The following is a 21,797-nucleotide window of genomic DNA, read 5'->3' as shown; positions in this document are numbered from 1 at the left end:
AAAAGTATTTATAGTTTCATCGTCTTTCCTGAATAGTGCGGTGGCGCCGGCAAGGTACGGGAAAAATAGGGTTGCATAAATATTCCAATATGGAATAAATGGGGGTGTTGCATGTGGGGACTGGCGAAAGCAGAAGGATTTGACAACAACTTCAAGAAATTTGCCCGAAAGCATAGAGCCGAATCAGCAGCCGTTATGGCCAACCTCGAAACCGCTCTCGCCGTCCTGAACGAAACGAACAACGTGCAAGCAGTCAGAGAACTGAGTTTCTCGCGCAAGGAACCAGATGGAATCCTAGCGCTGGATTCGCGGGGCGCAAAACGTGAACGAACCGGAACGAAGTTAAAAACAACCAGGCTTTACATTTACACCGTCGAGATAAACTCGACGTTGTACCTACTCCGGATCGGCGACAAGGACTCGCAACAACAGGATTTAAAGACCTGTAGAAATGCTATACGGCGTATCAAACGGGAACTGGAACGATGAGCAAAAAATACCAGAGTGTATCGGATTTGATCAAATCCATGGATCTGCCGGAGGAACGGAAACAAGAGCAGATCGACTATATCAACGCGCGGCGCCTTTCGCGCTTGCTAACGGTCATGCGCGCCAAGCAGGGCATGAACCAGCAGCAGGCCGCGGAAAAGTGCGGATGCTCCCAAAGCCGTATCTCCAAGCTCGAATATAAGGAGGATCGCAAAATCACGGTTGGTGAACTGCTCGATTATTCCGACGCCCTCGGTTTGGATCTGTCCGTACAGTTCACCCCGAAAAAAATGAAGATTGTCGACCGCGTGAAAATGCACGCCTTCCAAATCGAGCAGTTGCTCCAGCGCTTGGTAAAACTGAGCAAAGGCGACAAGAAAATGGAAAAAGCGGCATCTTCATTCCACGGGGAATGCTTGGTCAACTTGCTTTCGATTGTGGGTGAAAGTCAAAAGGCCATTCGTCCACATAAGGAAAAGGAACTTACCGTTGTGGGGCCCCCTGAAATCGAACAGATGATCGAGGAAGAGTGTATGCGAGCCTGATCATGACCAACCTCAACCTCCCCACCTCATCGAAGTGGAATACATTAAAAACCACCGCCGAAATGCTCGAAGCCTGCCTGGAGCGGGCGAGCGGGCTGGTGAAATAAGTATCAGTCAGCTTATCGCCAAAAAACCTGGAGAGCTGTATGCAACCTGCGACAATCAAAATTTTTTTAACAGAAGGTACTCCAGATGGCTTAAGAACTGCCGAAATATCCAACTGGAATGGAAAAGCCATCGCATGTCCGCGAGCGAATATTAATGGTTTTAGAACGCGACCTGAAATAGATAGCCCCGGGGTTTATATCTTATCGGGATCCGATCCAGATACTGGAAAGCCCACTATCTATATCGGCGAAGCAGAATCAGTGCGATCCAGAATCGCCAATCATACCAATAAAGACTTTTGGGTTAGTGTGACCTGCTTCATCAGCAAGGATGAAAACCTGACCAAAGCACACGTGAAGTACATTGAAGGACAATTAATCAAGCAAGCAAATGATAGTGGCAAAGTTTGTCTAATGAATTCCAGCTCAAGCGGTGCACGGTTGCCAGAAGCTGATGCAGCTGAGATGGACGTATTTCTTGAAAAAATCTATCAGCTGTTACCCATATTAGGGATCGCACATTTCACTCAGATTGAAGAGGAACCTTCACCAAGAGAGCTATTTTCTTGCAAAATCGGATCTTTGGTTGCTCATGGTCGTCGCACGACAAATGGCTTCGTCGTGTACAAGGAGTCGCAAGCGGTTCTTAAACATCGCAAATCTGCAGTGCACACGAAACGGATGCGTGAGTCGCTCGTCGAAAACGGAATCTTAAAAGAGCTCAATGACCACTGCATTTTCACTTTAGATCATGAGTTCAGTAGTCCAAGCGCTGCTGGCGCAGCAGTAAGAGGCGGATCAACCAATGGGTTAACCGCTTGGAAGAATTCTAACGGTAAGAGTCTCAAGGAAATTGAAGCCTCATAGCAAGGTCTACTGCGAAACCAGGGCATTCTGGCATTCGGAAATAAGTGCGGCTTTTGCGTAGTAACGATCCCCAAAGGGCATTCGGGCTAAAGCATGCGGCCAATTCTGTAGCCAGGGGTGGTGACCCCGGGCAACCGAAGGACGACACAGAGCCCCTCTTAGTTTCTATCCCTTTTGTGTTCCTAAACGAACCACCCTTAACCTCTTCTCGTGCAATTTGTTTAACGAAGAATTAGGACAAAATAATTCATGGCTACGGCATCAAGGAAATCATTCTGTCCTAATTATTCTGTTACATTCTCTGCTGCGAAGCCACTTTGGGTGAACCTGCGATGTGCCGGGAAGAGCCCTTGTCATTTGACCGGAGGGGCATTATGGAAGCGAAAAGGTGAATGCGATCCGGCAAGTGCTAGGCCAACTCGTTTCGATATTGTTCAACGATTTGGTCGATGGCGCGGGCGCTTGCCAGAATCACCTTCCGGCATCCTTCTTTTTCCGTGCGGTGGTCTTCCTTTAGCGGAGCGCAGTCGATGTGGCCCATCTCTTTTTCAAACAAAGCGAAATAGTCCTTCGTAATCGTTTTAATCAAGTCCGACTCATGCCCCCGGTCGCGCACGAACAGTTTGCCCAGCGCCATGACCCCGCCCGTCAGCGCGCCGCAGAGCAGTTCCTGCCCGCCGACTCCGCCACCGAACCCAGCCGACAGCAACAGCGCGTCGTGCGACATATTCCAACCATGCACTTCATTCGCGGCATGTAGAATCGTCTCCGCACAGTTTAGATCCCTGTCCGAAAAAAACCCCTCTTCAATTAGCTTTTCCATTCTGTCCCCTCATAAGTTTTCCCGCACAGTTTCATCTATTCCTCAGGCAACGTCAAACCTCCACCACGCTCTTGCAATCGGTTGGGCCGAGGGGGCAGCCGTCCTGCCCAAACACAGGACGACACAGAGGTCGCGGTTCTGCGAACCGACGCTACGATGCCCAACCACGACCGTAAAAATGTCGCCCGCGGTTTCGAATTTGTATAAAACTGCGGCATGCAACAGATCATCGCGCATCGGGGGGCGTCGCATGAGGCGCCGGAAAATACGTTGGAGGCCTTCCAGCTTGGGCTAGACCAGGGCGCCGATGCACTGGAGTGCGACATCCACCTTTCAAGCGACGGCGAGCTGATGGCGATCCATGATGAAACGGTCGATCGCACCTCAAACGGATCGGGTGCCGTGGCCGCGCTGTCGCGGGTGGAACTGGCCGCGCTGGATGCGGGCAGTTGGAAGGCACCGAAGTGGGGCGGCGCGCGGATTCCGACGCTGGCGGAGGTTTTGGATCTGGTTCCGCCCGACCGGCGGATCCTCATCGAGGTGAAGGTTGGCCAGACCGCCCTGCCCCGTTTGAAGGCAGTGCTGGCCGCATCCAAACTTGCCCGCGAGCAGATCGTTGTGATGGAATTCGATCTGGAGACGGTGATTGCGGCGCGGGAAGCCTTTCCCGACCTCGAGGTATTGTGGCTCATTGGATTTCCTTCATGGCTTCCTTCATGGACAAGACGGGCCGTATTGAAACACCGGATCAAACAAGCCGTGCACCTGGGTTTCGATGGCGTCAATGTCCAGGATATCCCGCAGCTCGATGCGGACAGCATTGCGGAGTGCGGCACGCGGCAGTTGAAAAGCTATTGCTGGACGGTCGACGATGCCCACCGAACCGCGCAGCTGTTCAAGGGCGGGATCGACGGCGTGGCGACCAACCGGCCGGGTTGGACGCGGGAACAACTGGGTGGTTTGGTGGCGTGAAGAAGATCATTATTGCGGTGCATGGCCTCGGCAACAAGCCGCCCCCCGACGTGCTTGAAGAGGGTTGGCTGCAAGCCATCCATGAAGGGCTGGAGCGCTTCGGCAAACCCCGGAAAAAGATCCCGTTCGAAATGGTCCACTGGGCTGACATATCGTATCCCGTCCCGCTCGACCCTGCGGAGGAGGATCCCGAAGCACCACTATTCCTGAGCGAGCCCTATACGGCGAGCGCCACCCGCGCGCCCCTAAAACCCAAACGCATCTATTTGGCTTTGCTGCGGTTCCTGGAAAAGAACATCGACCGTTGGTTCCTGCGGGAAGACCTGAGTGAAACCTTTCCGGGGGCGAGCGCCAAAATGATGGAGCGCTATTTCTCGGATCTGGACACCTACTATACGGACAGTTGCCAAACGCTGGATCAGAAAGATTGCTCCGCAAAGGCCGCGATCCAGGAACGGTTGGTTCAGGCGCTCGAAAAACATGCCCGCAAGGATATCCTGCTGATCACCCATTCGATGGGATCGATCATCGCGTTCGACACGCTCTCCAACCCGGAGAACAAAACCGCGATCAACACCTTCGTCACCATGGGTTCCCCGCTCGGCCTGCCGCCCATCATGGCGCGGAATTTCGAAAACCAAAAGCAAGGGAACCCCGATTTGAAGCGCCCCGTAACCCCGGACAACATCTGGCCGCATTGGTACAACCTATCCGACCCACGCGACCACGTGGCGCTCGACCAAACACTCCGCGACGATTATGGGCCGAACGCGCGTGGAGCACGGGCGTTGGATTTGCGGGTTGCCAACGACTATTCAACTACCCGCGAGGCCAACCCGCACAAGAGCTACGGCTACCTCCGCGCAACGGAAACGGCGGACATTATCGACGCGTTCCTATCCGAAGAACTGAAGGGTACCGTCCGCAGAACCTGCCGCCTCATCACCAGCAACCTGCTCGCCGCCCCCCACCGTCTGTGGAAAAAGTTATCTTAGCAAAGCCACAAATCACTATTTGGGCAAAGCTTCAATCCCCCTGACCATCAGTGCAAACGCCCCCTCCTGCTTGTCGGCAATCAAGAAACCGATCTGCTCTATGGCGCCGGGAACCAACTTGGGGGCATTCGGCACTTTCCTGCCGCGGAAAGTCGCGGAAAAGTCCGACCACTTGAGGTTGAGTTCGTTCCACTCGCCCTTCATCGTCTTAAACGCGTGCTTGTAGGAAACCCCATCAAACTTACGGGACGTGCGTACCCTGAATTGGTATGTTTTACCGTCACCTTTCACCCGCAGTTTGATGCCATCGGATCTCTCGAGCTGTAGAAAACCCGCGGAGTTCCGTATGGATGCAAACCCTCCGTTGTTCTCGAATGAAACGATTCCTGAAAACCGGAGGTCACCCTCATCGGTGTATTCGGCCAGGCTCTGGGAGAGGCCGCCCATGACGCCGTCGTTCACCTCGTACCAACTCGAATTCATTGCACTCTTTCCCGATGCAGATCCCATCCACGCGATAGTCGTTACGGCACCGGTCATCCATATTTTCAATCCAAATCTATCCATATTTACTTTCATGCCTTCTGTTCGCACACGCCCGGAAATCCTTACAAGGTTTTGAAGGATGGTTGAAAATGCGGTTCCCTCGGCGAACCCCGGTGAGGCGTCTTGACTTCATTCCCTTTTTTGCCTATGCCTTGGGCGACGGGAATCGGTATTGGCTGATCGTGACGGACGTGCGCCCGTGTCGGCCGAAAACGGTTCCCGCAAAACGACGGGGAGCGGGAAATGGTTAATCTGGTAAGTCTGGACGAAGTATTCGCGATTGCAGTACAGATCGAAGACAATGCGGGAAAGTTCTACCGCAAGGCCGATGAGCTGCACGGCGCCGAAACGGGCGTATTCTCCAAATTGGCCGCCATGGAGGACGGGCATAAAGCCAAGTTCGAAAACATGCGCTCGGCCGCACCAACGGGCGGTGCGAAGGAGCTACAGGCCGAAGGTGCCATGTACCTCGAGGCCATTGCTTCCGGGTACCGCGTGGAGGGTTCGCCCACCGCCACAGCCGCACTGACAGCCGCCGACAGCGTGGCCGATATCCTGCGCACCGGCACCGAGTTGGAAAAGCAGGCCATCCTGTTTTATGAAGGCCTCAAAAAGGTGGTTGCCGATGAACCCACCCAACAGGCGTTGGACGGCATCATCGAACAGGAGCGCGAACATCTCGTGGCGCTGATGGCCGAGCTTAAGAAATCCGGAGCCTGAGCTTTACCAAAAACCAAGCCGTTCCCCGATGGGAATTCCCGTACATGCGTATGCACATATTTTTTTACGCTAACGTTTGCTTTCTCGGACATCGAGGAGTAGTTGTTAATGATCTCAGTAGAAGGATTGTCGCCAATGCGCGGGTGCTTCGTGGCTGAGTGAAAGGGTACTTTTTATTTGTCAGGGATAAAGAAAGCCGAGAAAAGGAGAAGTGATGAAGAAAATCCTTAGCGTCGCAGCCCTCATGGCGTTGGTGTTCCCATCCATGGGCGCGGATGGAACATATACCAATGTCGCAAGTGGCGGGAACTGGAGTGATTCGGCAAACTGGTCGGGAGGCTCGGTTGCGGACGGTTCCGGCTTTACCGCCAATTTCAACACCCTTGACCTAACCGAAGACAACCTCGTGCATATGGATACGGCGCGCATCATTGGGAATCTGGTTTTCGGCGACACCATCCCAGATGTATCGGGTTCGAGAAGACATTGGACGTTGGATAACAATGGCAATGCAGCGAATGTCCTGACCTTGGCCGGCACCACGCCAACCATCACCGTCAACCAGCTGGGCGCGTTGTCCGGCAGCAACCAACGATGGGCAACGATAAGCGCGGAAATCGCCGGGACATCGGGTTTGACCAAAGACGGGGTCGGCATGTTGGTTTTGACTGGTGCAAACACCTACACCGGCACCACGGCCATCGATGAAGGGGAATTGAAGCTGCAGGGAGATGCGTTCTCCGGAACGGCCCGCGACTATTCGATCGCTGCCGGCGCGGTGCTCAATCTGGATGGGAACAACACCTGGGCCACCGGCACCTCCACCATCAACGGCACCGGAACCCTGCGCCTCACCGGAGGCCTGCTCGGAGCGGCCTCAAATGGACGCAAAGTCAACATGGAGCTGGGCTCGGATGCCCTGATCGATATCCAATCCGGCGCCGAACTCAGAAACGGCGGTTGGTCGGGGATCAACTGGGACAACAATCTGGCGGACATGAATGTGGACGGCACCCTCGATATCTGGGATGGCACAGCGGTCAAAGTGGATGCCCTTACCGGAAGTGGAACCATAACCCATACGTCATATGGGGTTTCGACGGATTTGCATGTGGGGGTCGACGGGGGCTCGGGCACCTTCGACGGTACAATCACGGAACAGGCGAGTAACAGGAAGGTGAATTTCATCAAGGAGGGAGCCGGGACGCAGACGCTGACGGGAGCAAACACGTACTCCGGCGGCACCACCGTTTCCGGGGGAACCCTGGCACTAAGCGGCGGCGGCTCTCTCTCCGACACGACCGCCGTGAACGTAGGCGCCTCGGGAGCCTCCTTCGATATTTCCGGCATCACCGCGGCCGGGGAAACCATCGGCTCACTCGCCGGCGCGTCTGGATCCTCCGTCGTGCTTGGAGCAAAGAACCTGACCGTGGGCGGCACCGGCGCCAGCAGCACCTTCACGGGTGGAATCGGCGGAACCGGTGGTTTGACCGTAACGGGCACCAACACGCTCACCCTGAATGGCGGTGCCAATACCTATGAAGGCGGAACCACCATTAACGACGGCGCAACGGTTCGGATCCGGCATAACGATGCCCTCGGTTCGGGCGACATCACCATTGATGGCGGAACCTTGGCTCCCCTCAGCAAAACCGTGAGCCTTTTCAGCCGGAATATCACGGTGGGCGCAGGCGGCGCCACGATGTATGCCTCCGGCGGCTATTTGAGCCTCCGCGACAGCACCATCTTCAACGGCGCCGGAACCCTTACCATCGCCGACGGGAACGGCCAAAAGGTCTATATGGACTCCGACAACTCCGCCACCTTTACCGGCGATGTCCACCTTAACGGAGCCAGCGCACTCCTCTCTATCAAGTCGGACAGTATCGCCCTCGACAGTGGAACGGCCAACCTGATCCTCGAGGATGGCGGAAGGCTGGAGGCCAACAATGCCGACCTCAATCTCACGGGCCGCAACCTTCAACTGAACGGAACCGGCGGTACGATCCATACGGGCAACCGGCCGATGACCATGACGGGATCCACCCTCTCCGGCTCGGGAGAATTGAACCTTATCGGCGGCACCACCTTAATCACAACCAAAGACAACACCCTGTCGGGAGCCGTCACCCTCGATGGCATCCATGTGGGCTTGGGCGCTTCGAAGGATAACGGTGCGGATGTTCTGGGAACCGGCGATGTCACCCTCAATAACGGTGCCCGGTTGAAAAACAACGACAACGTGCAAACACTCAACAACAACCTCGTCATCGGTTCCGGCGGTGGGCGCATGATGGCGGGCTGGGGCAAGAACGTGACCGTCGAAGGCGCCGTTTCCGGCTCCGGAACCCTGACCATCGACGGCGACAGCGGGTTCATTGTCCTGAACAACGCCAACAACACCTTCAACGGCGATATTGCTTTCACCAACTCCTTTGGCTACGGCGGCGGGAAGCTGAGACTCGAATCGCTGGCTGGCGGCGGCTCCTATGACGGAACCATCAGCGGCATCGATGCCGGCGCAAATCTTGAACTCACCGGGGAAATCCTCCTTGGGGGCGACAACACCTTCGTGGGGTTGACCGAGGTTCTCGCCGGCGGGGCAATCGGCGGCAACGGTTCGCTCGACGGAGACCTCACCCTCCACGCCGGCGCGGGATTCGTCTTCGACGGGGACGACATCGGGCTTTCAGTGGCCGGCACGGTCACCCTCGACAGCACCTTCGGCATCGACGACCTGCTAGGCATCTCTTCGGCTACGGCGGATGGCACCTACACGCTGATCGATGAAACCGCAACCGTGTTCACTAGCGGTTTCGAGAACATCGGCAGCGGCAATGCCTACGACCTGGGTGATGGCAAGAGCGCCTACTTCCAGGATGGCAGCCTACAGGTTGTCGTTATTCCGGAACCGGCCACGCTGAGTTTGATTGCGGCATTTGGTGTCGCGGTGCTCTTTGTCCGCCGCCGGTTCAAGATCTAGGATCCGGCATCATCATGCCGTAGGAAATGCGCCTCCCGATGGAGGCTCATTTTCCAAGTACACGCCCCAGAAAATGGGTTCTCCATTTTTGCGCCCGCTTTTCGACCCTTTTACCAAGCCGCTGCTGAGTGATTACCTGATTGCGGGTACCCCCTCAGGTTTCCGCCGATCACCAACGCGGCGGAAATGATAATGATATTCTTTATGATGTACTGCCCTTCCAGGGAGGGAAGGAACGGCACCCCATTGGGCTGAAAGGTAATCTCGGGAAGAATAAACAGGGGCATGAATGTTCCGGTCATTTGCAGAAACAGAAGCGCGATGGCCAGCCTGGTGGTTTTGCGCGTCAGGAAGAAGAGGCCGATGGCCATTTCCCACCAACCGATCACGGCCAGCCACTGAACGGGCGAGAGCAACGGCATCCAGTCCACGGTTTTGAGCACCAGCGGCTCCGCAGAGGACACGCCCAGCGGCTTGAGGATACCGAACCAGAAAAAAACCACAAACAGCGAACACCTCGCCGCCGGCTCGCCGACCGCTCTCATCGCACGCCGGACCAGTCGATCGATGTTTTGAATATTCATGGTTTTCTCCGGCATTAAGTCATATTTCCAACCGCTGAACGGCCGCCATCGAGCCCGATCACCTGTCCAGTCATCCAGCTGCTCGCCGGCGATAGGAGAAAGGCGGCCATCGCGGCCACCTCTTCGGGGTCTCCCAGCCGCTTCAGCGGATGCATCCCTGCGATGGATCGGACGACTTGATCGTTGCACAGCAACCCGGCCGATAACGGCGTTTGCGTGAGCGATGGCGCAATGGCATTGATCCGTATACACGGCGCGAGTTCGGCCGCCAGTGAAACAACCAATCCATTCAACGCCCCTTTGGCCATGGCCACCGAAGCATGCATCGGAAACCCCGTGGTGGCCGCAATGCTCGAAAAGAGAACAACTGATGCCGGCGGTTTCGCCGCTTGTTGCATCGCCTTGATCGCCGCCTGCACGGCCAGGGCAGCCCCCAGCGCATTAATCCGAAAATCATTCAGGTAATCGGTCTCATTCAATCGTGACAAACTCTTTAGGTTGATGGTTCCCACGCAATACGCCAGTCCATCAAGTCGGTCTCCGGCATACGCCATGATGTCCGAGAAGGAATCAGGATTGCAGACATCGCCCGTGATGCAGTCAGCGCCGGTTTCATCGGAAACAACCTGCAAGCGCTTTTCATCTCGAGCCGTCAGAATCAGACGGCACTCTTCCGAGGTCAGTTTCCTTGCCAACGCCGATCCTATTCCACCGTCCGCTCCATATATCAGTATAGTTCTCATGTTTTTTGTTCGTTTGGCGGCCGGGAACATTACAGCTTATTTTCCGGCATCTGCACTGCCGCCATTTCAACCTTGCTGGAGTAAAGCCCCGCGGTAAACTCCCTGCATGACGATGAACGAATTATCGATACTCCGGCTTGTTATGGACACCGCCATGCTCATGGTGATCTGGCTGGTGCAGCTGGTGATCTATCCCGCCTTCAGAGCCATCGAGCGGGCGCGCTTCATCGACTGGCATCACCGTTATATGCGAACATTTTCGTTCATCGTGATTCCGCCCATGCTGCTTCAGGCCGGCATCATTGCGTTTCAATGCATACATGCACCGTCCCCGGCAGCTGTGGCCAGCGCGGTTGCGGTTGCGACCGCCTGGCTCACCACCTTCACGCTATCGGTTCCCTGCCATCGCAAACTCCAGCTCCTAGGCAACACACCGGATTGGACAGACCGCCTGATCCACACCAACTGGATCCGCACCGCCGCCTGGAGCCTGGCGTGGCTGCTCAACGGGTTTCAGCGGGGATGAAACACGAATCGATCCATTGACTTACCCCGCCGAAGTGCCGATGATTGAGGCTGATCAGTCGACGAAAACATGAATGATAGTCAAAGGTTAACTGCACATGACCACCCTTGAAGAGCGCAAGTCCTCCCTGGCCCGGTTGCTGGCCAACCAGCGATTCGCCGTATTGTCCACGCAGACGGAAGACGGCATACACTCCTGCCTCGTCGCCTTTTCCGCCAACGCTTCCCTGCGCACGCTACTTCTCTGCACCCCGAAGGCAACGCGAAAATATACCAACCTCCAGGGTAACCCGAATGTTACGCTACTGGTTCACAACAGCTCGAATCAGGGGGGCGACATCACGCAGGCGATGGCCGTAAGCATTACCGGTAGCGCACGTGAAGTGGACGACGCCGACCGGCAGGCGTCGCTGGATCTGTTTCTCTCGAAGCATCCCCATATGGCGGAGTTTGCACGAACCCCGTCGGTGGCGATGATTGAAGTAAAGATTAAGCGCTTCGACATGGTCACCGATTTTCAAGATGTTGCCATTCTGTATGAGAAGGATCTGGATTGAGTATACCGCCATGAACGCCGTGATAGATCTGCGGGATATTCCCGATCACCACGCAACGGCGTTGGGTGGTAAGAGCCTTACCTGGCTCGATCCATCCGCTTACGTACACCGATCGCTTAGAGTGGCCAGTCTTTCAGGATCCGTTGGATCTCCTCTTTGTGCCCTGCTTCATCACGAACCATGTCTTCCAATTGAAGCGCGAGGGCTTTGTCGCCGAATTCCTCGGCTTCGCGTGCGCGTTGGGTATAGCTTTTTTCGGCGGTGATTTCGGCTGCCAGGACGGCCTCCATCATCTCCCGGTTCGAGTGGGCTTCGGCAACCGGGCTGGCTATGGTTGTGGGTTCCCCGCCGAGTGCCACAACCTTGTTGGCGAGATACTGGGCGTGTAGCTGCTCATCGGGCACCTCGGCGAGGAAAAACTGCATGAGTTGCGGGCGGTAGGGGCCGCTGACCTTGGCGGCATAGGTCAAGTATTGGGTGATGGCACTGAGTTCGTTGGCCAGATCCTGGTTGAGCTTTCCGATTATGTTTTCATTGTTCATGGCTAATCCTTTGTTCGATTTTAAACGGTTCGGTTCTGCCGGCGAGACCTTACAGGCTTGCATTGATCCATGCGGGTGCTGGACGTCGGGTCCAGGTGGCGAACCGCATTTTTTCGGCGCGGTAGAAACGCCTGTAGGCCGCCACGGCATTGCCGGGGACCTTGTATTGATCGGGCATGGCCTGGGCAAAGGGTTGCAGCCCGGCGCGGGCGTATTCCATGCCTTCGATCTGCTGAAGAACGGCGATCGATGCGTGGTCTTTTTCGTTCCCGTAGCGGTATCGGTATTCCTGGTTCAGTAGGGTGGTGAGCTGGACGAGCCACATGAAGTTGTCGTAGGAGGACTCCACCCACAGCACACAGGGGTGTTTGCTGTGCGTCGATCTGTACGGCGTCTCGAACCCTTTTTTGTTCAAGGCCGTGCAGAGCAGCTGCACGCTTTCAAGTATCATCTTAACCACATGTTGGTCGCAGTGGTTTTGCGCGCAGGTTTCGATATCCCGGTCGAGTACAAAAATATTCATGTCGTCAATGTGGGTTGTTTTTTGGAATGAGGTCAGGCGGCAATGGCGCCGGGGAATTCCTCGTGTTTCTCGGCTTCACGCATGATGGCCTTGTGCATGCCGCGGAAGACCATGGCGTGGGCGGGATAGGTGAGGAGCCAGTATAAGCGACCGCTGAATCCCTTGGGTTCGTAGATGACCGCGTGGTGCAGTTGGGTTCCGCGGTCGGTTTCCTGGATCAGGAACTCAAGCCAGGCGGAACCGGGCAGCTTCATATCGGTCTTCAGGCGGATTCGCCGGTTGGGATCCACATGCTCGATCCGGAAAAAGTCTACGGCATCGCCCTCGGCAAGGGGCTCATTCCCGGTTCGTGGCCGCTGTATGTTACCGCCGCCGGCGAGCCTGTCCAACCACGCCCGTATGCCCCATAGTGTGCTGCAGGCAAACATCCCGTTGGATCCACCAATGGAGGACACGGTTTTGAACAGGTTGTCCGGTGTGCTGGCCACATTGGTGCAACGGTGATCGATGAGCCGGTTTTTGTCGTGTAATACCCGGTGGGGTGTGGAGCCCCAACGCACCAATACCTTTTCGAGCCAGTCGGGCTGTGCGAACTCTTCCTGCTCGGCGGAGATCGCTTCGGCAATGGCTTCGGGTATTCCCCCGGGCTTGATGTCGAAAAGCTGCAGGGCGGAATAATCCTCCACCACCGTGGGGTTGCGGATGCTCTCAATCAGTTTGCGTCCGATCGCCGCATAGAGTGGTGTAATCAGGCCCAGCCAATGGCTGCTGAGCCATGGAGTGAGGAGGGGGATGGGAACCATTGTTCGTTTGAGACCCCGCTGTAGCGCATACTCTTCCATGAGCTCGCGGTACGAAACCCGGTCGGCTCCGCCGATTTCCAGCACCTGGCTGCTTGAAACCTCCAGATCCATGGATTGGACGAGGTAATCCAGTAAATCACGGATGCCGATGGGCTGGGCTTTCACGGACACCCATTTGGGCATCACCATAAAGGGCAGGTGCTCCGTGAGCGCACGGATCATTTCAAAGGAAAGGCTACCGGCTCCCAGGACAATTGAGGCGCGTAACTCGATGGTTAATAGGCCCGAGGAGCGGAGGATGCGTCCCACATCCTGACGGCTTTGCAGATGCGGGGAAAGTCCACCGGCTTCATTCCCGAGCCCGCCAAGATAGATGATGCGTTTAACGCCGCTTACGCGGGCGGCATCGGCAAAGTTCCGGGCAGCCTCTTTCTCGTGCTGCTCAAAGTTTTTCTTATCGCTGAGTGAATGAATCAGATAATAGGCCGTGTCCACGCCTTCGAAGGCCTCGGTCATACTATCCCGGTCTCGCACATCGCCCCGGAATATTTGAGTTCTCGATCCCGCTTCGTTAATTTTGTGGGGATCACGGGCCAGGCAGTTGATCTCATGACCCAATGCTTCGAGCCTTTTGAGTAGTTTTCCACCTACATATCCGGTTGCGCCGGTGAGTAAGATTTTTCGATGAATGCCCATAAGTAACTCCTTTGTGCCAATGTTCGCGCCTAAGCCGGAAACCTTTCGAGAAATTGATGGGAAATCGCTTTTCCAGCGATTGGGCTACTCGCCCCGAGAGGCCGTTTGGGGGCATAAGGTGTAAGGTCCGGGGGTTTGCCAAGGTTGGGGTCTGCCTGCCGGAGCCTGCCCTGGACAGGCAGATTCGTCACTGTCAGATTCAAAACTCGCCTGTTTTGTACAAAATTTCCGCCATTGCGCTCGACTGCGGCTTCTACGACCACTCTCCCTCTTCATTCGCAACTTCCGCAATATCATGGGCGTCTCGCCCAAGGAATATCGGAAGCAGTACATGGGGCAGGAAATTAAGAATGCGGATTAAAGAATGTCGTTTTTTCGAATGCAGCCGGGGGCGGCCTAAACCTCACCCACACCCTTGCAGTCGGAATAGGCGGAGCAGCCCCAAAATTGATGCCCCGCGGTCTTCCCGGTTTTCGCGGTGCGCAAGACCATCGGCTTTCCGCATTTCGGGCAGTCGGGAACCGGATCGGTGGCTTTGTGCTCCTGCCGCTCCTTCAACCGTTCCGCCGCAAGCTTTTCGCTATAACCGCCCTCGGTAACAAACTGCTCTTCAAGCGCGGCAATCTGCTGATCGAGCAGAAAGTTGGTTTGGTTGATCAGACAGATGACCAAAATAGGGGTCAGCCCGCAAAATAGGCAAATAGGGGTCAAATAGGGGTCAGCCCGCACAAATAGGAAATAGGGGTCAGCCCGAAATAGGGGTCAGCCCGCACATTGCGTCATCTTCTGCTTTAGTTCTTTTCGCACTTCATCAACCTCATTGCTTAGAGCAGATAAGGCGCGGGATATATTGGCCCGGGAACCCATTTTCAGACGATCTGCAATCCAGACTCCTGTAACCGTTGTAGATTTTTTCATCAACCAAGCCACGGCCTGCTTTTCCGGCCGGTTGTTTTTCATTCCCAACAGGTCCGACTCACTCAATCGTAATTCGGACAACGCCCGCTGCAACAACCGTTCTGCCTCCGCCTCATCATGCGCCTTCCTCTGCTCTCCACGCAGATTATCCGTTCGATCCGGCAACTGAAGAGCCAACCTTTTTCGGAAATCCTCACCCCCAACAAACCATCCCCGCTTCAATTGCTTTTTTCCTGACCATGACAATACGACGATTAAAATGTGAAAATGCGTAAATACCAAGATGGGTGACGCATGGTTCTTCGATTTTAAAATTTTTTAATTGCGAGCATACGCTAATAATGAAATGATCCACTCGAATTTAAGGAGATTACGATGGGTTTCGAGAAAATAGAGAGCACCAGATCATCTAGTAAAGGTTACTCTGCAAGATTTAAAAAAACGAAAACGGGAGGAGTTCTCAGGATTTCATCCGCAGGTGTTGCCGAAATGGCTATCAAACATGTGACATATAACAAAGATGACACAGTAGATATGTTCTACGATTCTGATACAGAAATGGTAGCAATTACAAAAGGTGGGAGTTTGAGAGTAACATCACCATCTACGAAAAATAAAACTCTCGTTATTAATTCCAAGGCATTAGCCGACAAAATTCCTCACGAGGTTGTAGAATACAGCATGGATTTCTCAAACAGCGACTTTGAAGTAGTACTAGTTCCCATCAAACCAAAGGATGTACCTATTGAAATACCATTTGGATGATAAAAAAGGGATGTTGATAGCTGTAACTATCAACATCCCCTGTCGGGCTCGGAAAACTTGTGGCCAAGTTTTCATGAGCGTAATCAACCTACGCAGGCGTAAGCCAATCGAACTATGCTTAAGGTCTACCTTAAGAACCCTCCTGCGTCAATCGCAATCCCAGAACACAGGAGGTCTAAAATGGCTACCAAACGCATCGAAGTTCCACCTGGGTACAAGCTGATTTTCCGACCGTATATTACGGATCCGAAAACTGGCAAACGTAAGTACCCAGTGAATTCCCGCTGCTTTCCGATCCTAGTGAAAGCGTAATCATGAAACTCCGTCTAGGAGTATCGCTCCTAGGCGGAAATTTAGTGGAGAACTAAAATGGCTAATGCAAAAGGCAAAGCAAGGTCAGCGATCTCTGGCCGATACGTGACGAAGAACTTCGCAAAGAAGCATCCTCGAACCACGGTGGTTGAAAAACCAAAGAAGAGGAAATAGAGATACAGCGAGGGCTACCAATGATTGGAAGCCCTCTTCTTTTTACGAAACCGCAATGTTGACCAGGCGGCCGGGGACGACGATGACTTTGCGGATGGTTTTGCCTTCGAGCCAGGTTTGGATCTTTTCGGAGGCCATGGCGGCGGCTTCGATCTCTTCCTTGGAAGCGGTGGCGGAAACCTTGATCTGGTCGCGGACTTTGCCGTTGACCTGTACGGCCATGTCGAGCTCGTCGCGCTTGAGGGCCTCTTCGTTCACGGTCGGCCAGTCGGCATTCATGATGCCGGCTTCGTGGCCGAGCTCAACCCACAGCTCTTCGGCAATGTGCGGCGCGAAGGGCGAAATGAGCAGGACAACGTTAACCATGGCATCGCGGAAGACCGCCTTGGCGGAGGTGGAAGAGGCGTCCGAGATCTTCAAGTGGTCGATGGCGTTCATCAGTTCCATGATGGCGGCGATGGCGGTGTTGAAGGTGAAGGCGCCGTCGAGCCCGCGGGTAATCTGCTGGATCGTCTCGTTGGTTTTGCGATAGAGGTCGCGCTCGGCATCGGCCATGGCCGACAAGTCAAGCGACGAGGGCGTCGCTTCTACAAGAAGTGCTTTGTTGAGCGCCACGCTGCGCCAGATGCGCTTGAGGAATTTGAAGGCGCCGGTGACGCCGGAATCCTGCCATTCGGCTTCTTTTTCGGGCGGGCCGATGAAGAGGGTGTAGAGGCGGACGGTGTCGGCGCCATACGTTGACAGCAGCTCTTCCGGGCTGACGACGTTGCCTTTGGACTTTGACATTTTGTGCAGGTTGCCGTCGGGGCCCTTCTTGCAGATCATGCCCTGGGTGAAGAGGTGCTTGAACGGCTCGTCGAAATCGATGAGGCCGAGATCCTTCACCACCTTGGTGAAGAAGCGCGCGTAGAGCAGATGCAGGATGGCGTGCTCGATGCCGCCGATATATTGATCGACCGGCATCCATTTGTTGGTGATGGCGGAATCGACGGCCTGGGTTGAATCCTGTGCGCTGAGGTAGCGCAGGAAGTACCAGGAGGAGTCGACGAACGTATCCATCGTATCGGACTCGCGGGTGGCGGGCTTGCCGCAGCTCGGGCACGGGCAGTTCATGAAGGCTTCAGAGCCCTTGAGCGGCGATTCGCCCTCGGCCTTGAACTCGACATCGGTCGGGAGCAGCACGGGCAGCTCGGATTCGGGAACGGGCACCATGCCGCAGTCGGCGCAGTAGACCATCGGAATCGGTGCGCCCCAGTAGCGCTGGCGCGAAATCAGCCAGTCGCGCAGGCGGAAGTTGATTTTTCCTTTGCCGAATTCTTTTTCCTCGGCCAGCGCAATCATGGCCTTGATCGCTTCGCGGTTGTCCATGCCGGAAAAGTCGCCGGAGTCGACGCAGGTTCCGTCTTCGGTGTAGGCGTCTTCCATTTCGGCCAGCACGAGCGTGCCTTCCGGGTTCTGGATGGAAAGCTTGATGGGCAGGTCGTATTTTTTGGCAAAGGCAAAGTCGCGCGTGTCGTGCGCCGGAACGGCCATTACCGCGCCGGTGCCGTACATGAGGACGTAGTTACCCACCCAAAGCTCAATCTGTTCGCCGTTGTAGGGGTTGATCAGGTAGCGGCCGGTAAAGCGGCCTTCCTTTTCCACTTCATCGGCTTCACGATCGAGGTTGGTGAGCTTGGAGCTGGCCTTGATGAATTCAAGCACCTCTTCTTCCTGCGGCAGGCCTTTAACCAGGTTTTTCAGCTCAGGGTGTTCGGGAGCCAGTGCCATATAGGTACAGCCGTAGATGGTGTCGACGCGGGTGGTGTAGCAGGAAATTTTATCGGTGTTGTCCCCTGCCCCGTCTTCGCGCGGCACGATCGGGAAATCGATTTCGGCGCCTTCAGAACGGCCGATCCAGTTTTTCTGCATGGTCTTCACGCGGGTCGGCCAGCCATCGAGCGTGTCGAGGTCGTCGAGCAGGCGCTGGGCATAGTCCGTGATTTTGAAGAACCACTGGTCCATCGATTTCTGGTCGACTTCGGAATCGCAGCGCTCGCACGCGCCGTCGACGACCTGCTCGTTGGCGAGCACGGTGGCGCAGGAGGGACACCAGTTGACATTGGAATTTTGCTTGTAGGCGAGGCCTTTTTTGTAGAACTGGAGGAAGAGCCACTGCGTCCATTGATAGTAGTCCGGCATGCAGGAGGTGACCTCCTTGTCCCAGTCATACATGCAGCCCCAGGCGCGGAGCTGCTCCTTCATGGTGGCAATGTTGGCGGCGGTGTATTCGGCGGGCGGCGTGCCGGTTTTGATGGCGGCGTTTTCGGCGGGCAGCCCGAACGAGTCCCACCCCATCGGCGTGAGCACGTCGAAGCCCTGCATCTTCTTATAGCGCGCAACGGCATCGCCGATGATGTAGTTGCGGCCGTGGCCGACGTGCAGCTTGCCCGACGGATACGGGAACATCATCAGGCAGTAGTATGGATTTTCCGCCGCCGCCAGATCGGTATTGAAATCGCCGTTCTCGTCCCAGAAATGCTGCCACTTGGTTTCAATGTCGTTAAATGGATACTCTTCTCTCATCCTACCTGCTCCGTTCAAAAATGAATGATCGCGAAGACGCAAAGAAACGAAGAACCTGTCTTCGTGTCTTTGCGGTCAAAATACACCGCCTCTGCGAAAGAGGGGGAATATTAGGGATTGGCCTAAGCTTTTCCACCTTCAAAGGTTGGAAAATTCGTGGCTACCTGCGCCGGGTGCCACCACCGGAACCGCCGCCGCCACTTCCACCCCCGCCGCTTTTCTTGCCGTCGGACTTCTTGCCGGACGAACCTCCGTTGTTGTTCTGTTGCGAAGATTCGCCGTTTTTCTTGGCGGAGGCGGCGTTTTGCTTCTGGAGCTGCTGCATGAACTGCTGGCGTTGCTCGGGGGAAAGGCGTTGCATGTATTGGCCAACGCGCCCGGCAATCGCCTGGGTGCTACCCCCCGGGGGGGCCTGCGATTTCGCGGGCTGCGAAGCCGAAGCGGGCTTGCCCGCAGAAGTCTTTGCGGCAACGGAGATTGCTTCGTCCAGATAGCCCTGGCCATAGCCTGCCCCGGCGCTCGCCTTGGCGTGCTTCAGCGGTTTGTAGTCCACCTCGTAGGTTTCCACCTCGCCGGTGATGGCCTGCTCGAGGGTGACCCCGGCAAAGTCGATCGATTTAATATGCCATTCGCTGAGAAAATCCACAATCGGCTGGCGCGGGTCGCGTTCGTCTGTCACCTGCGCCATCGCCGCGTCTTCGTCGCCCTGCCAAACGCGCAGGTTGGCCTCGGGCTTGGACTTCAGCGAAAAGACGGCATTGCGCTGGGTTTCGCCCACATAGACGCCCTTGACCAACAGGTCGGGGAAGGCGTTTTCTCCGGTGGCCACGCGCTCGGGCACAAACAGGTGCTTGGCCACAACCTGCTCCATGGTGGGGATGTAGCCGCTGAGCACCAGGTCTTTCGGAACCCGTGCCTCGGCGGCCTCCGCCGCATCGGTCGGCTCCAGCCCGACCGGCGGGCGCATGCCGGAGCCCGCCAATAGGGCCCCGCCGACGCAGGCGACCCCCAGGGCGGGCACCAGATATTTGGAAATGTCGGGTAATTTGATCATGCCCCCCCCTCCTCTCCGGCGCGCGTGTGGATCTGGATCGACAACCGGAACTGCATGCTCGGATCCTTGGTCTTTTCGGGCGCTTTCTTTGTTTTACCGGAAGAATCCTTCGGCTTCTTGGGTTTCGGCGCCATCAGCGACATCGAATCGACCAGGATGAGCGGTCGATAGGTTTCCATTCGGTGCAGGAACTTGAGGATTTCGGGGTAGCGGCCGCGGCCGCGGACGGAAAGGTTGATCTGGGTGGCCGAATCGTCGATCGAGGAGCGGCCGGCGGTCACCTCCAGATCGAGGTCGGGCCCCATGTCGTTGAGCAGCTTGATCATCTTCGTCTGCATCATGATCTGGTTTTCCACGGGCGGGAAGAGCAGCTCGTCGGCCCCCTTGAGCGCATCGCGCAGCATTTCGTTCTCCTGCTGGATGGCGCGGGCATCGACCAGCAATCCGTTCAAATCCTCGAGCAATGCGATTTCGTCGTGGAGGGCTTCAACCTGCTCCTCGCGGAAGGCGGAAGCGGCCTTGAGCGCAGGGTAGACCCCCCCCCCGACCAGCAGGGCAATCCCGCCGGCGATCAGGTAGATCTTTTCGCGGCGCGAGATTCTAAATGTCGGTTTCTTCATCACGGTTCCTCAGTGTAACGCTCATGCTAATGGAGTGGTAGTCGCCCTCTTTCTTGCCAATTTCCGACTTGCTGATCGCCTCGACAAAGGGGGAGGCCATCAGCCGTTCCGGCAGGAGGTCGGGTTCTTTCGAGGAACCCCGGAAGGAGAGCAGTCCGTTTTTATAATAGGCCATCTGCAGGTAGGTGTCTTCGGGGAGCAGCTCGCTCAGCCCGCCCCAAATCTGCATGGCGCTGACGTGCGAGCTGCAAATTTCGTCGAGCCGGTAGAGTTGTTTGCGCATTTCGCGGTTTTTATCCTTCATGCGCTGGATGGGCGCGGCGCGGCGGCGCACCTTGGAAATCTCCTCGGCCACCCGCTTGCGCTGCACGGCCGGGGCGGCGGTCTTGAAGCCGACCCAGGCGATGAGCTCGATCGCCAGTAGCGCACAGAGCGATGCGGTCAGGACCGTACGCTTGCTGATCGGCACCTTGCGGGCCGAATGCTCGACCAGGTTCAAATCCATGGGCAGCTCGGTCGAGGCCGCGAGCAACGCATCGGTCAAAGGCTCTTCGAGCGCGGCGAACTCGATCGGCGCTTCCAAGGGCTGGGCCTGCAGCCCGAACGCGGTTCCGAGATCGACCTCCAGCGGTGCGGGGCCGGTCAGCAACACGCGCGCGATCCCCTCCATGCCCAGCCAGCCCTTGTTCTTGGCCGCCATCTGGCGCGCGGCCGTGAGCACCCGCGCGGGGCTGAAGCCGGGCGCATTGACCGGCAGCACCTGCGAATCCTGCAGCTGCCCGCCGCCATAGAGGCAGAGCTCCACGTGCCGGGCATCGGAAATCGCCAGCAGGGTTGGAGCGGTTCCCAGAACGGGATATACGGCGGCGCTGAAGGGCAGCGCCTCGTCGATCGGCACCCCGGCCTGCTCAAAACGGTCGACCAGCTCGCGGATGTCGGCATCGCGTGCCGCAACCAGGTTGAGCACGACCTGCTTTTCCTCCACCGCCTCCACGGCGGCCCAGGCCAGCGTACGGTCGGCCTCGGCCAGCGGAACGTGGCGCGTGGCCTCGAACTGGATCATGTTGGCAATGTCGGCCGGCGCCATGGCGGGGTAGCGCAGTGTTCGCTGCATCGCCAGGTCGCGCGGGACGCAAAGCAGTACGCGCGCCGGGGTCTTTTCGACCGACTTCATCCGCTCGGCAACGTTCCCGAACACGAGCTCGTCGCGCGGTAGCCGCTCCATGAATTTGATTTGCGCACCCAGCAGGGTCCGGTCCACGAAAACGGCATCCACCGTCTCGTCCCGGAACAGGATGCACAAGGTTGATTTTGCACTCATAGGCTTCGCCTGTTTTTACGTGTTAAGTGAATGGATCGTCCCAGAAGA

The 21,797-nt window shown here is 56.3% G+C and carries 24 protein-coding genes; 11 read left to right on the top strand and 13 right to left on the bottom strand.

Going from position 1 to position 21,797, the window contains the following annotated elements:
- The first annotated feature begins 111 nt into the window (after positions 1-111).
- From E9954_RS27520 to E9954_RS27510, 4 genes are read left to right on the top strand one after another with little or no spacing between them, the layout of a single operon-like run.
- Positions 112-489, top strand: a complete 378-nt coding sequence (locus tag E9954_RS27520) for a hypothetical protein (RefSeq protein WP_136082510.1) — start codon at positions 112-114, stop codon at positions 487-489.
- The gene (locus E9954_RS27515) at positions 486-1,034 is read left to right on the top strand and encodes a helix-turn-helix domain-containing protein (protein ID WP_136082509.1); all 549 of its coding nucleotides are present in this window, start codon (positions 486-488) and stop codon (positions 1,032-1,034) included. The genes E9954_RS27520 and E9954_RS27515 overlap by 4 nt, the downstream gene beginning before the upstream one ends.
- Positions 1,019-1,141: a hypothetical protein gene (locus E9954_RS33560; protein WP_281281276.1), complete on the top strand. Its 123-nt coding sequence runs from the start codon at positions 1,019-1,021 to the stop codon at positions 1,139-1,141. Before E9954_RS27515 ends, E9954_RS33560 begins: the two co-directional genes overlap by 16 nt.
- 39 nt (positions 1,142-1,180) lie before the next feature.
- Positions 1,181-2,008 carry a GIY-YIG nuclease family protein gene (locus tag E9954_RS27510; protein WP_136082508.1) on the top strand — a complete coding sequence of 276 codons (828 nt, stop codon included), beginning with the start codon at positions 1,181-1,183 and terminating at the stop codon, positions 2,006-2,008.
- A gap of 409 nt (positions 2,009-2,417) precedes the next feature.
- Here the strand turns inward: E9954_RS27510 and E9954_RS27505 are convergent, their stop codons facing one another.
- On the bottom strand, positions 2,418-2,831 hold the full coding sequence (locus E9954_RS27505) for a C-GCAxxG-C-C family (seleno)protein (protein ID WP_136082507.1): 414 nt from the start codon (positions 2,829-2,831) through the stop codon (positions 2,418-2,420).
- Positions 2,832-3,047: 216 nt separating this feature from the next.
- Here E9954_RS27505 and E9954_RS27500 point away from each other — a divergent pair, with 216 nt between their 5' ends.
- Both E9954_RS27500 and E9954_RS27495 read left to right on the top strand, forming a co-directional pair.
- Complete coding sequence (locus tag E9954_RS27500; RefSeq protein WP_136082506.1) at positions 3,048-3,803, top strand: glycerophosphodiester phosphodiesterase; 756 nt, start codon at positions 3,048-3,050, stop codon at positions 3,801-3,803.
- A complete protein-coding gene (locus tag E9954_RS27495) occupies positions 3,800-4,798 on the top strand; it encodes a PGAP1-like alpha/beta domain-containing protein (protein ID WP_136082505.1) in 999 nt (332 codons plus the stop codon). Before E9954_RS27500 ends, E9954_RS27495 begins: the two co-directional genes overlap by 4 nt.
- Positions 4,799-4,813: 15 nt before the next feature.
- Here the strand turns inward: E9954_RS27495 and E9954_RS27490 are convergent, their stop codons facing one another.
- The gene (locus tag E9954_RS27490; RefSeq protein ID WP_222847343.1) at positions 4,814-5,365 is read right to left on the bottom strand and encodes a CIA30 family protein; all 552 of its coding nucleotides are present in this window, start codon (positions 5,363-5,365) and stop codon (positions 4,814-4,816) included.
- A gap of 222 nt (positions 5,366-5,587) precedes the next feature.
- Between E9954_RS27490 and E9954_RS27485 the strand changes: the two genes are divergently transcribed.
- Both E9954_RS27485 and E9954_RS27480 read left to right on the top strand, forming a co-directional pair.
- The gene (locus E9954_RS27485) at positions 5,588-6,064 is read left to right on the top strand and encodes a ferritin-like domain-containing protein (RefSeq protein WP_136082504.1); all 477 of its coding nucleotides are present in this window, start codon (positions 5,588-5,590) and stop codon (positions 6,062-6,064) included.
- 214 nt (positions 6,065-6,278) lie between these two features.
- A complete protein-coding gene (locus E9954_RS27480) occupies positions 6,279-9,047 on the top strand; it encodes a beta strand repeat-containing protein (RefSeq protein ID WP_136082503.1) in 2,769 nt (922 codons plus the stop codon).
- 110 nt (positions 9,048-9,157) lie between these two features.
- Here E9954_RS27480 and E9954_RS27475 read toward each other — a convergent pair whose 3' ends face one another.
- Both E9954_RS27475 and E9954_RS27470 read right to left on the bottom strand, forming a co-directional pair.
- Positions 9,158-9,631, bottom strand: coding sequence for a hypothetical protein (locus E9954_RS27475; protein WP_222847342.1), 474 nt, complete (start codon positions 9,629-9,631; stop codon positions 9,158-9,160).
- A gap of 14 nt (positions 9,632-9,645) precedes the next feature.
- Positions 9,646-10,374 (bottom strand): SDR family NAD(P)-dependent oxidoreductase, encoded by a 729-nt coding sequence (locus E9954_RS27470; RefSeq protein WP_136082501.1) that lies wholly within the window; start codon positions 10,372-10,374, stop codon positions 9,646-9,648.
- Positions 10,375-10,480: 106 nt separating this feature from the next.
- On the opposite strand from E9954_RS27470, the gene E9954_RS27465 reads away from it, so the two are divergent.
- Both E9954_RS27465 and E9954_RS27460 read left to right on the top strand, forming a co-directional pair.
- The gene (locus tag E9954_RS27465) at positions 10,481-10,900 is read left to right on the top strand and encodes a hypothetical protein (protein WP_168442640.1); all 420 of its coding nucleotides are present in this window, start codon (positions 10,481-10,483) and stop codon (positions 10,898-10,900) included.
- 97 nt (positions 10,901-10,997) lie between these two features.
- Positions 10,998-11,456 (top strand): pyridoxamine 5'-phosphate oxidase family protein, encoded by a 459-nt coding sequence (locus tag E9954_RS27460; protein WP_136082499.1) that lies wholly within the window; start codon positions 10,998-11,000, stop codon positions 11,454-11,456.
- Positions 11,457-11,572: 116 nt separating this feature from the next.
- Here the strand turns inward: E9954_RS27460 and E9954_RS27455 are convergent, their stop codons facing one another.
- The 5 genes from E9954_RS27455 to E9954_RS27435 all read right to left on the bottom strand — a co-directional run bounded on the left by E9954_RS27455 (position 11,573) and on the right by E9954_RS27435 (position 15,160).
- The gene (locus E9954_RS27455) at positions 11,573-11,998 is read right to left on the bottom strand and encodes a ferritin-like domain-containing protein (RefSeq protein ID WP_136082498.1); all 426 of its coding nucleotides are present in this window, start codon (positions 11,996-11,998) and stop codon (positions 11,573-11,575) included.
- Between the two features lie 49 nt (positions 11,999-12,047).
- Complete coding sequence (locus E9954_RS27450) at positions 12,048-12,521, bottom strand: pyrimidine dimer DNA glycosylase/endonuclease V (RefSeq protein ID WP_136082497.1); 474 nt, start codon at positions 12,519-12,521, stop codon at positions 12,048-12,050.
- A 32-nt stretch (positions 12,522-12,553) separates the two neighbouring features.
- Positions 12,554-14,020, bottom strand: a complete 1,467-nt coding sequence (locus tag E9954_RS27445; RefSeq protein ID WP_136082496.1) for an SDR family oxidoreductase — start codon at positions 14,018-14,020, stop codon at positions 12,554-12,556.
- Between the two features lie 396 nt (positions 14,021-14,416).
- Entirely contained in the window at positions 14,417-14,692 is a 276-nt protein-coding gene (locus tag E9954_RS27440; RefSeq protein WP_222847340.1) for a four helix bundle suffix domain-containing protein, read from the bottom strand.
- A gap of 90 nt (positions 14,693-14,782) precedes the next feature.
- Complete coding sequence (locus E9954_RS27435; protein ID WP_136082494.1) at positions 14,783-15,160, bottom strand: hypothetical protein; 378 nt, start codon at positions 15,158-15,160, stop codon at positions 14,783-14,785.
- A gap of 153 nt (positions 15,161-15,313) precedes the next feature.
- On the opposite strand from E9954_RS27435, the gene E9954_RS27430 reads away from it, so the two are divergent.
- A complete protein-coding gene (locus E9954_RS27430; RefSeq protein WP_136082493.1) occupies positions 15,314-15,703 on the top strand; it encodes a hypothetical protein in 390 nt (129 codons plus the stop codon).
- Between the two features lie 528 nt (positions 15,704-16,231).
- Here E9954_RS27430 and leuS read toward each other — a convergent pair.
- The 4 genes from leuS to E9954_RS27410 all read right to left on the bottom strand — a co-directional run bounded on the left by leuS (position 16,232) and on the right by E9954_RS27410 (position 21,749).
- The gene (leuS, locus tag E9954_RS27425) at positions 16,232-18,754 is read right to left on the bottom strand and encodes a leucine--tRNA ligase (RefSeq protein ID WP_136082492.1); all 2,523 of its coding nucleotides are present in this window, start codon (positions 18,752-18,754) and stop codon (positions 16,232-16,234) included.
- A gap of 160 nt (positions 18,755-18,914) precedes the next feature.
- Complete coding sequence (locus tag E9954_RS27420) at positions 18,915-19,808, bottom strand: hypothetical protein (RefSeq protein ID WP_136082491.1); 894 nt, start codon at positions 19,806-19,808, stop codon at positions 18,915-18,917.
- The gene (locus E9954_RS27415; protein WP_136082490.1) at positions 19,805-20,428 is read right to left on the bottom strand and encodes a GspMb/PilO family protein; all 624 of its coding nucleotides are present in this window, start codon (positions 20,426-20,428) and stop codon (positions 19,805-19,807) included. Before E9954_RS27415 ends, E9954_RS27420 begins: the two co-directional genes overlap by 4 nt.
- Positions 20,409-21,749: a hypothetical protein gene (locus E9954_RS27410; protein WP_136082489.1), complete on the bottom strand. Its 1,341-nt coding sequence runs from the start codon at positions 21,747-21,749 to the stop codon at positions 20,409-20,411. The genes E9954_RS27415 and E9954_RS27410 overlap by 20 nt, the downstream gene beginning before the upstream one ends.
- Positions 21,750-21,797 lie beyond the last annotated feature (48 nt).

The organism is Pontiella desulfatans (assembly GCF_900890425.1).
GTDB lineage: Bacteria > Verrucomicrobiota > Kiritimatiellia > Kiritimatiellales > Pontiellaceae > Pontiella > Pontiella desulfatans.
Note: the sequence above shows the minus strand (reverse complement) of the source record. Positions and strands in the feature narration are given on the sequence as shown.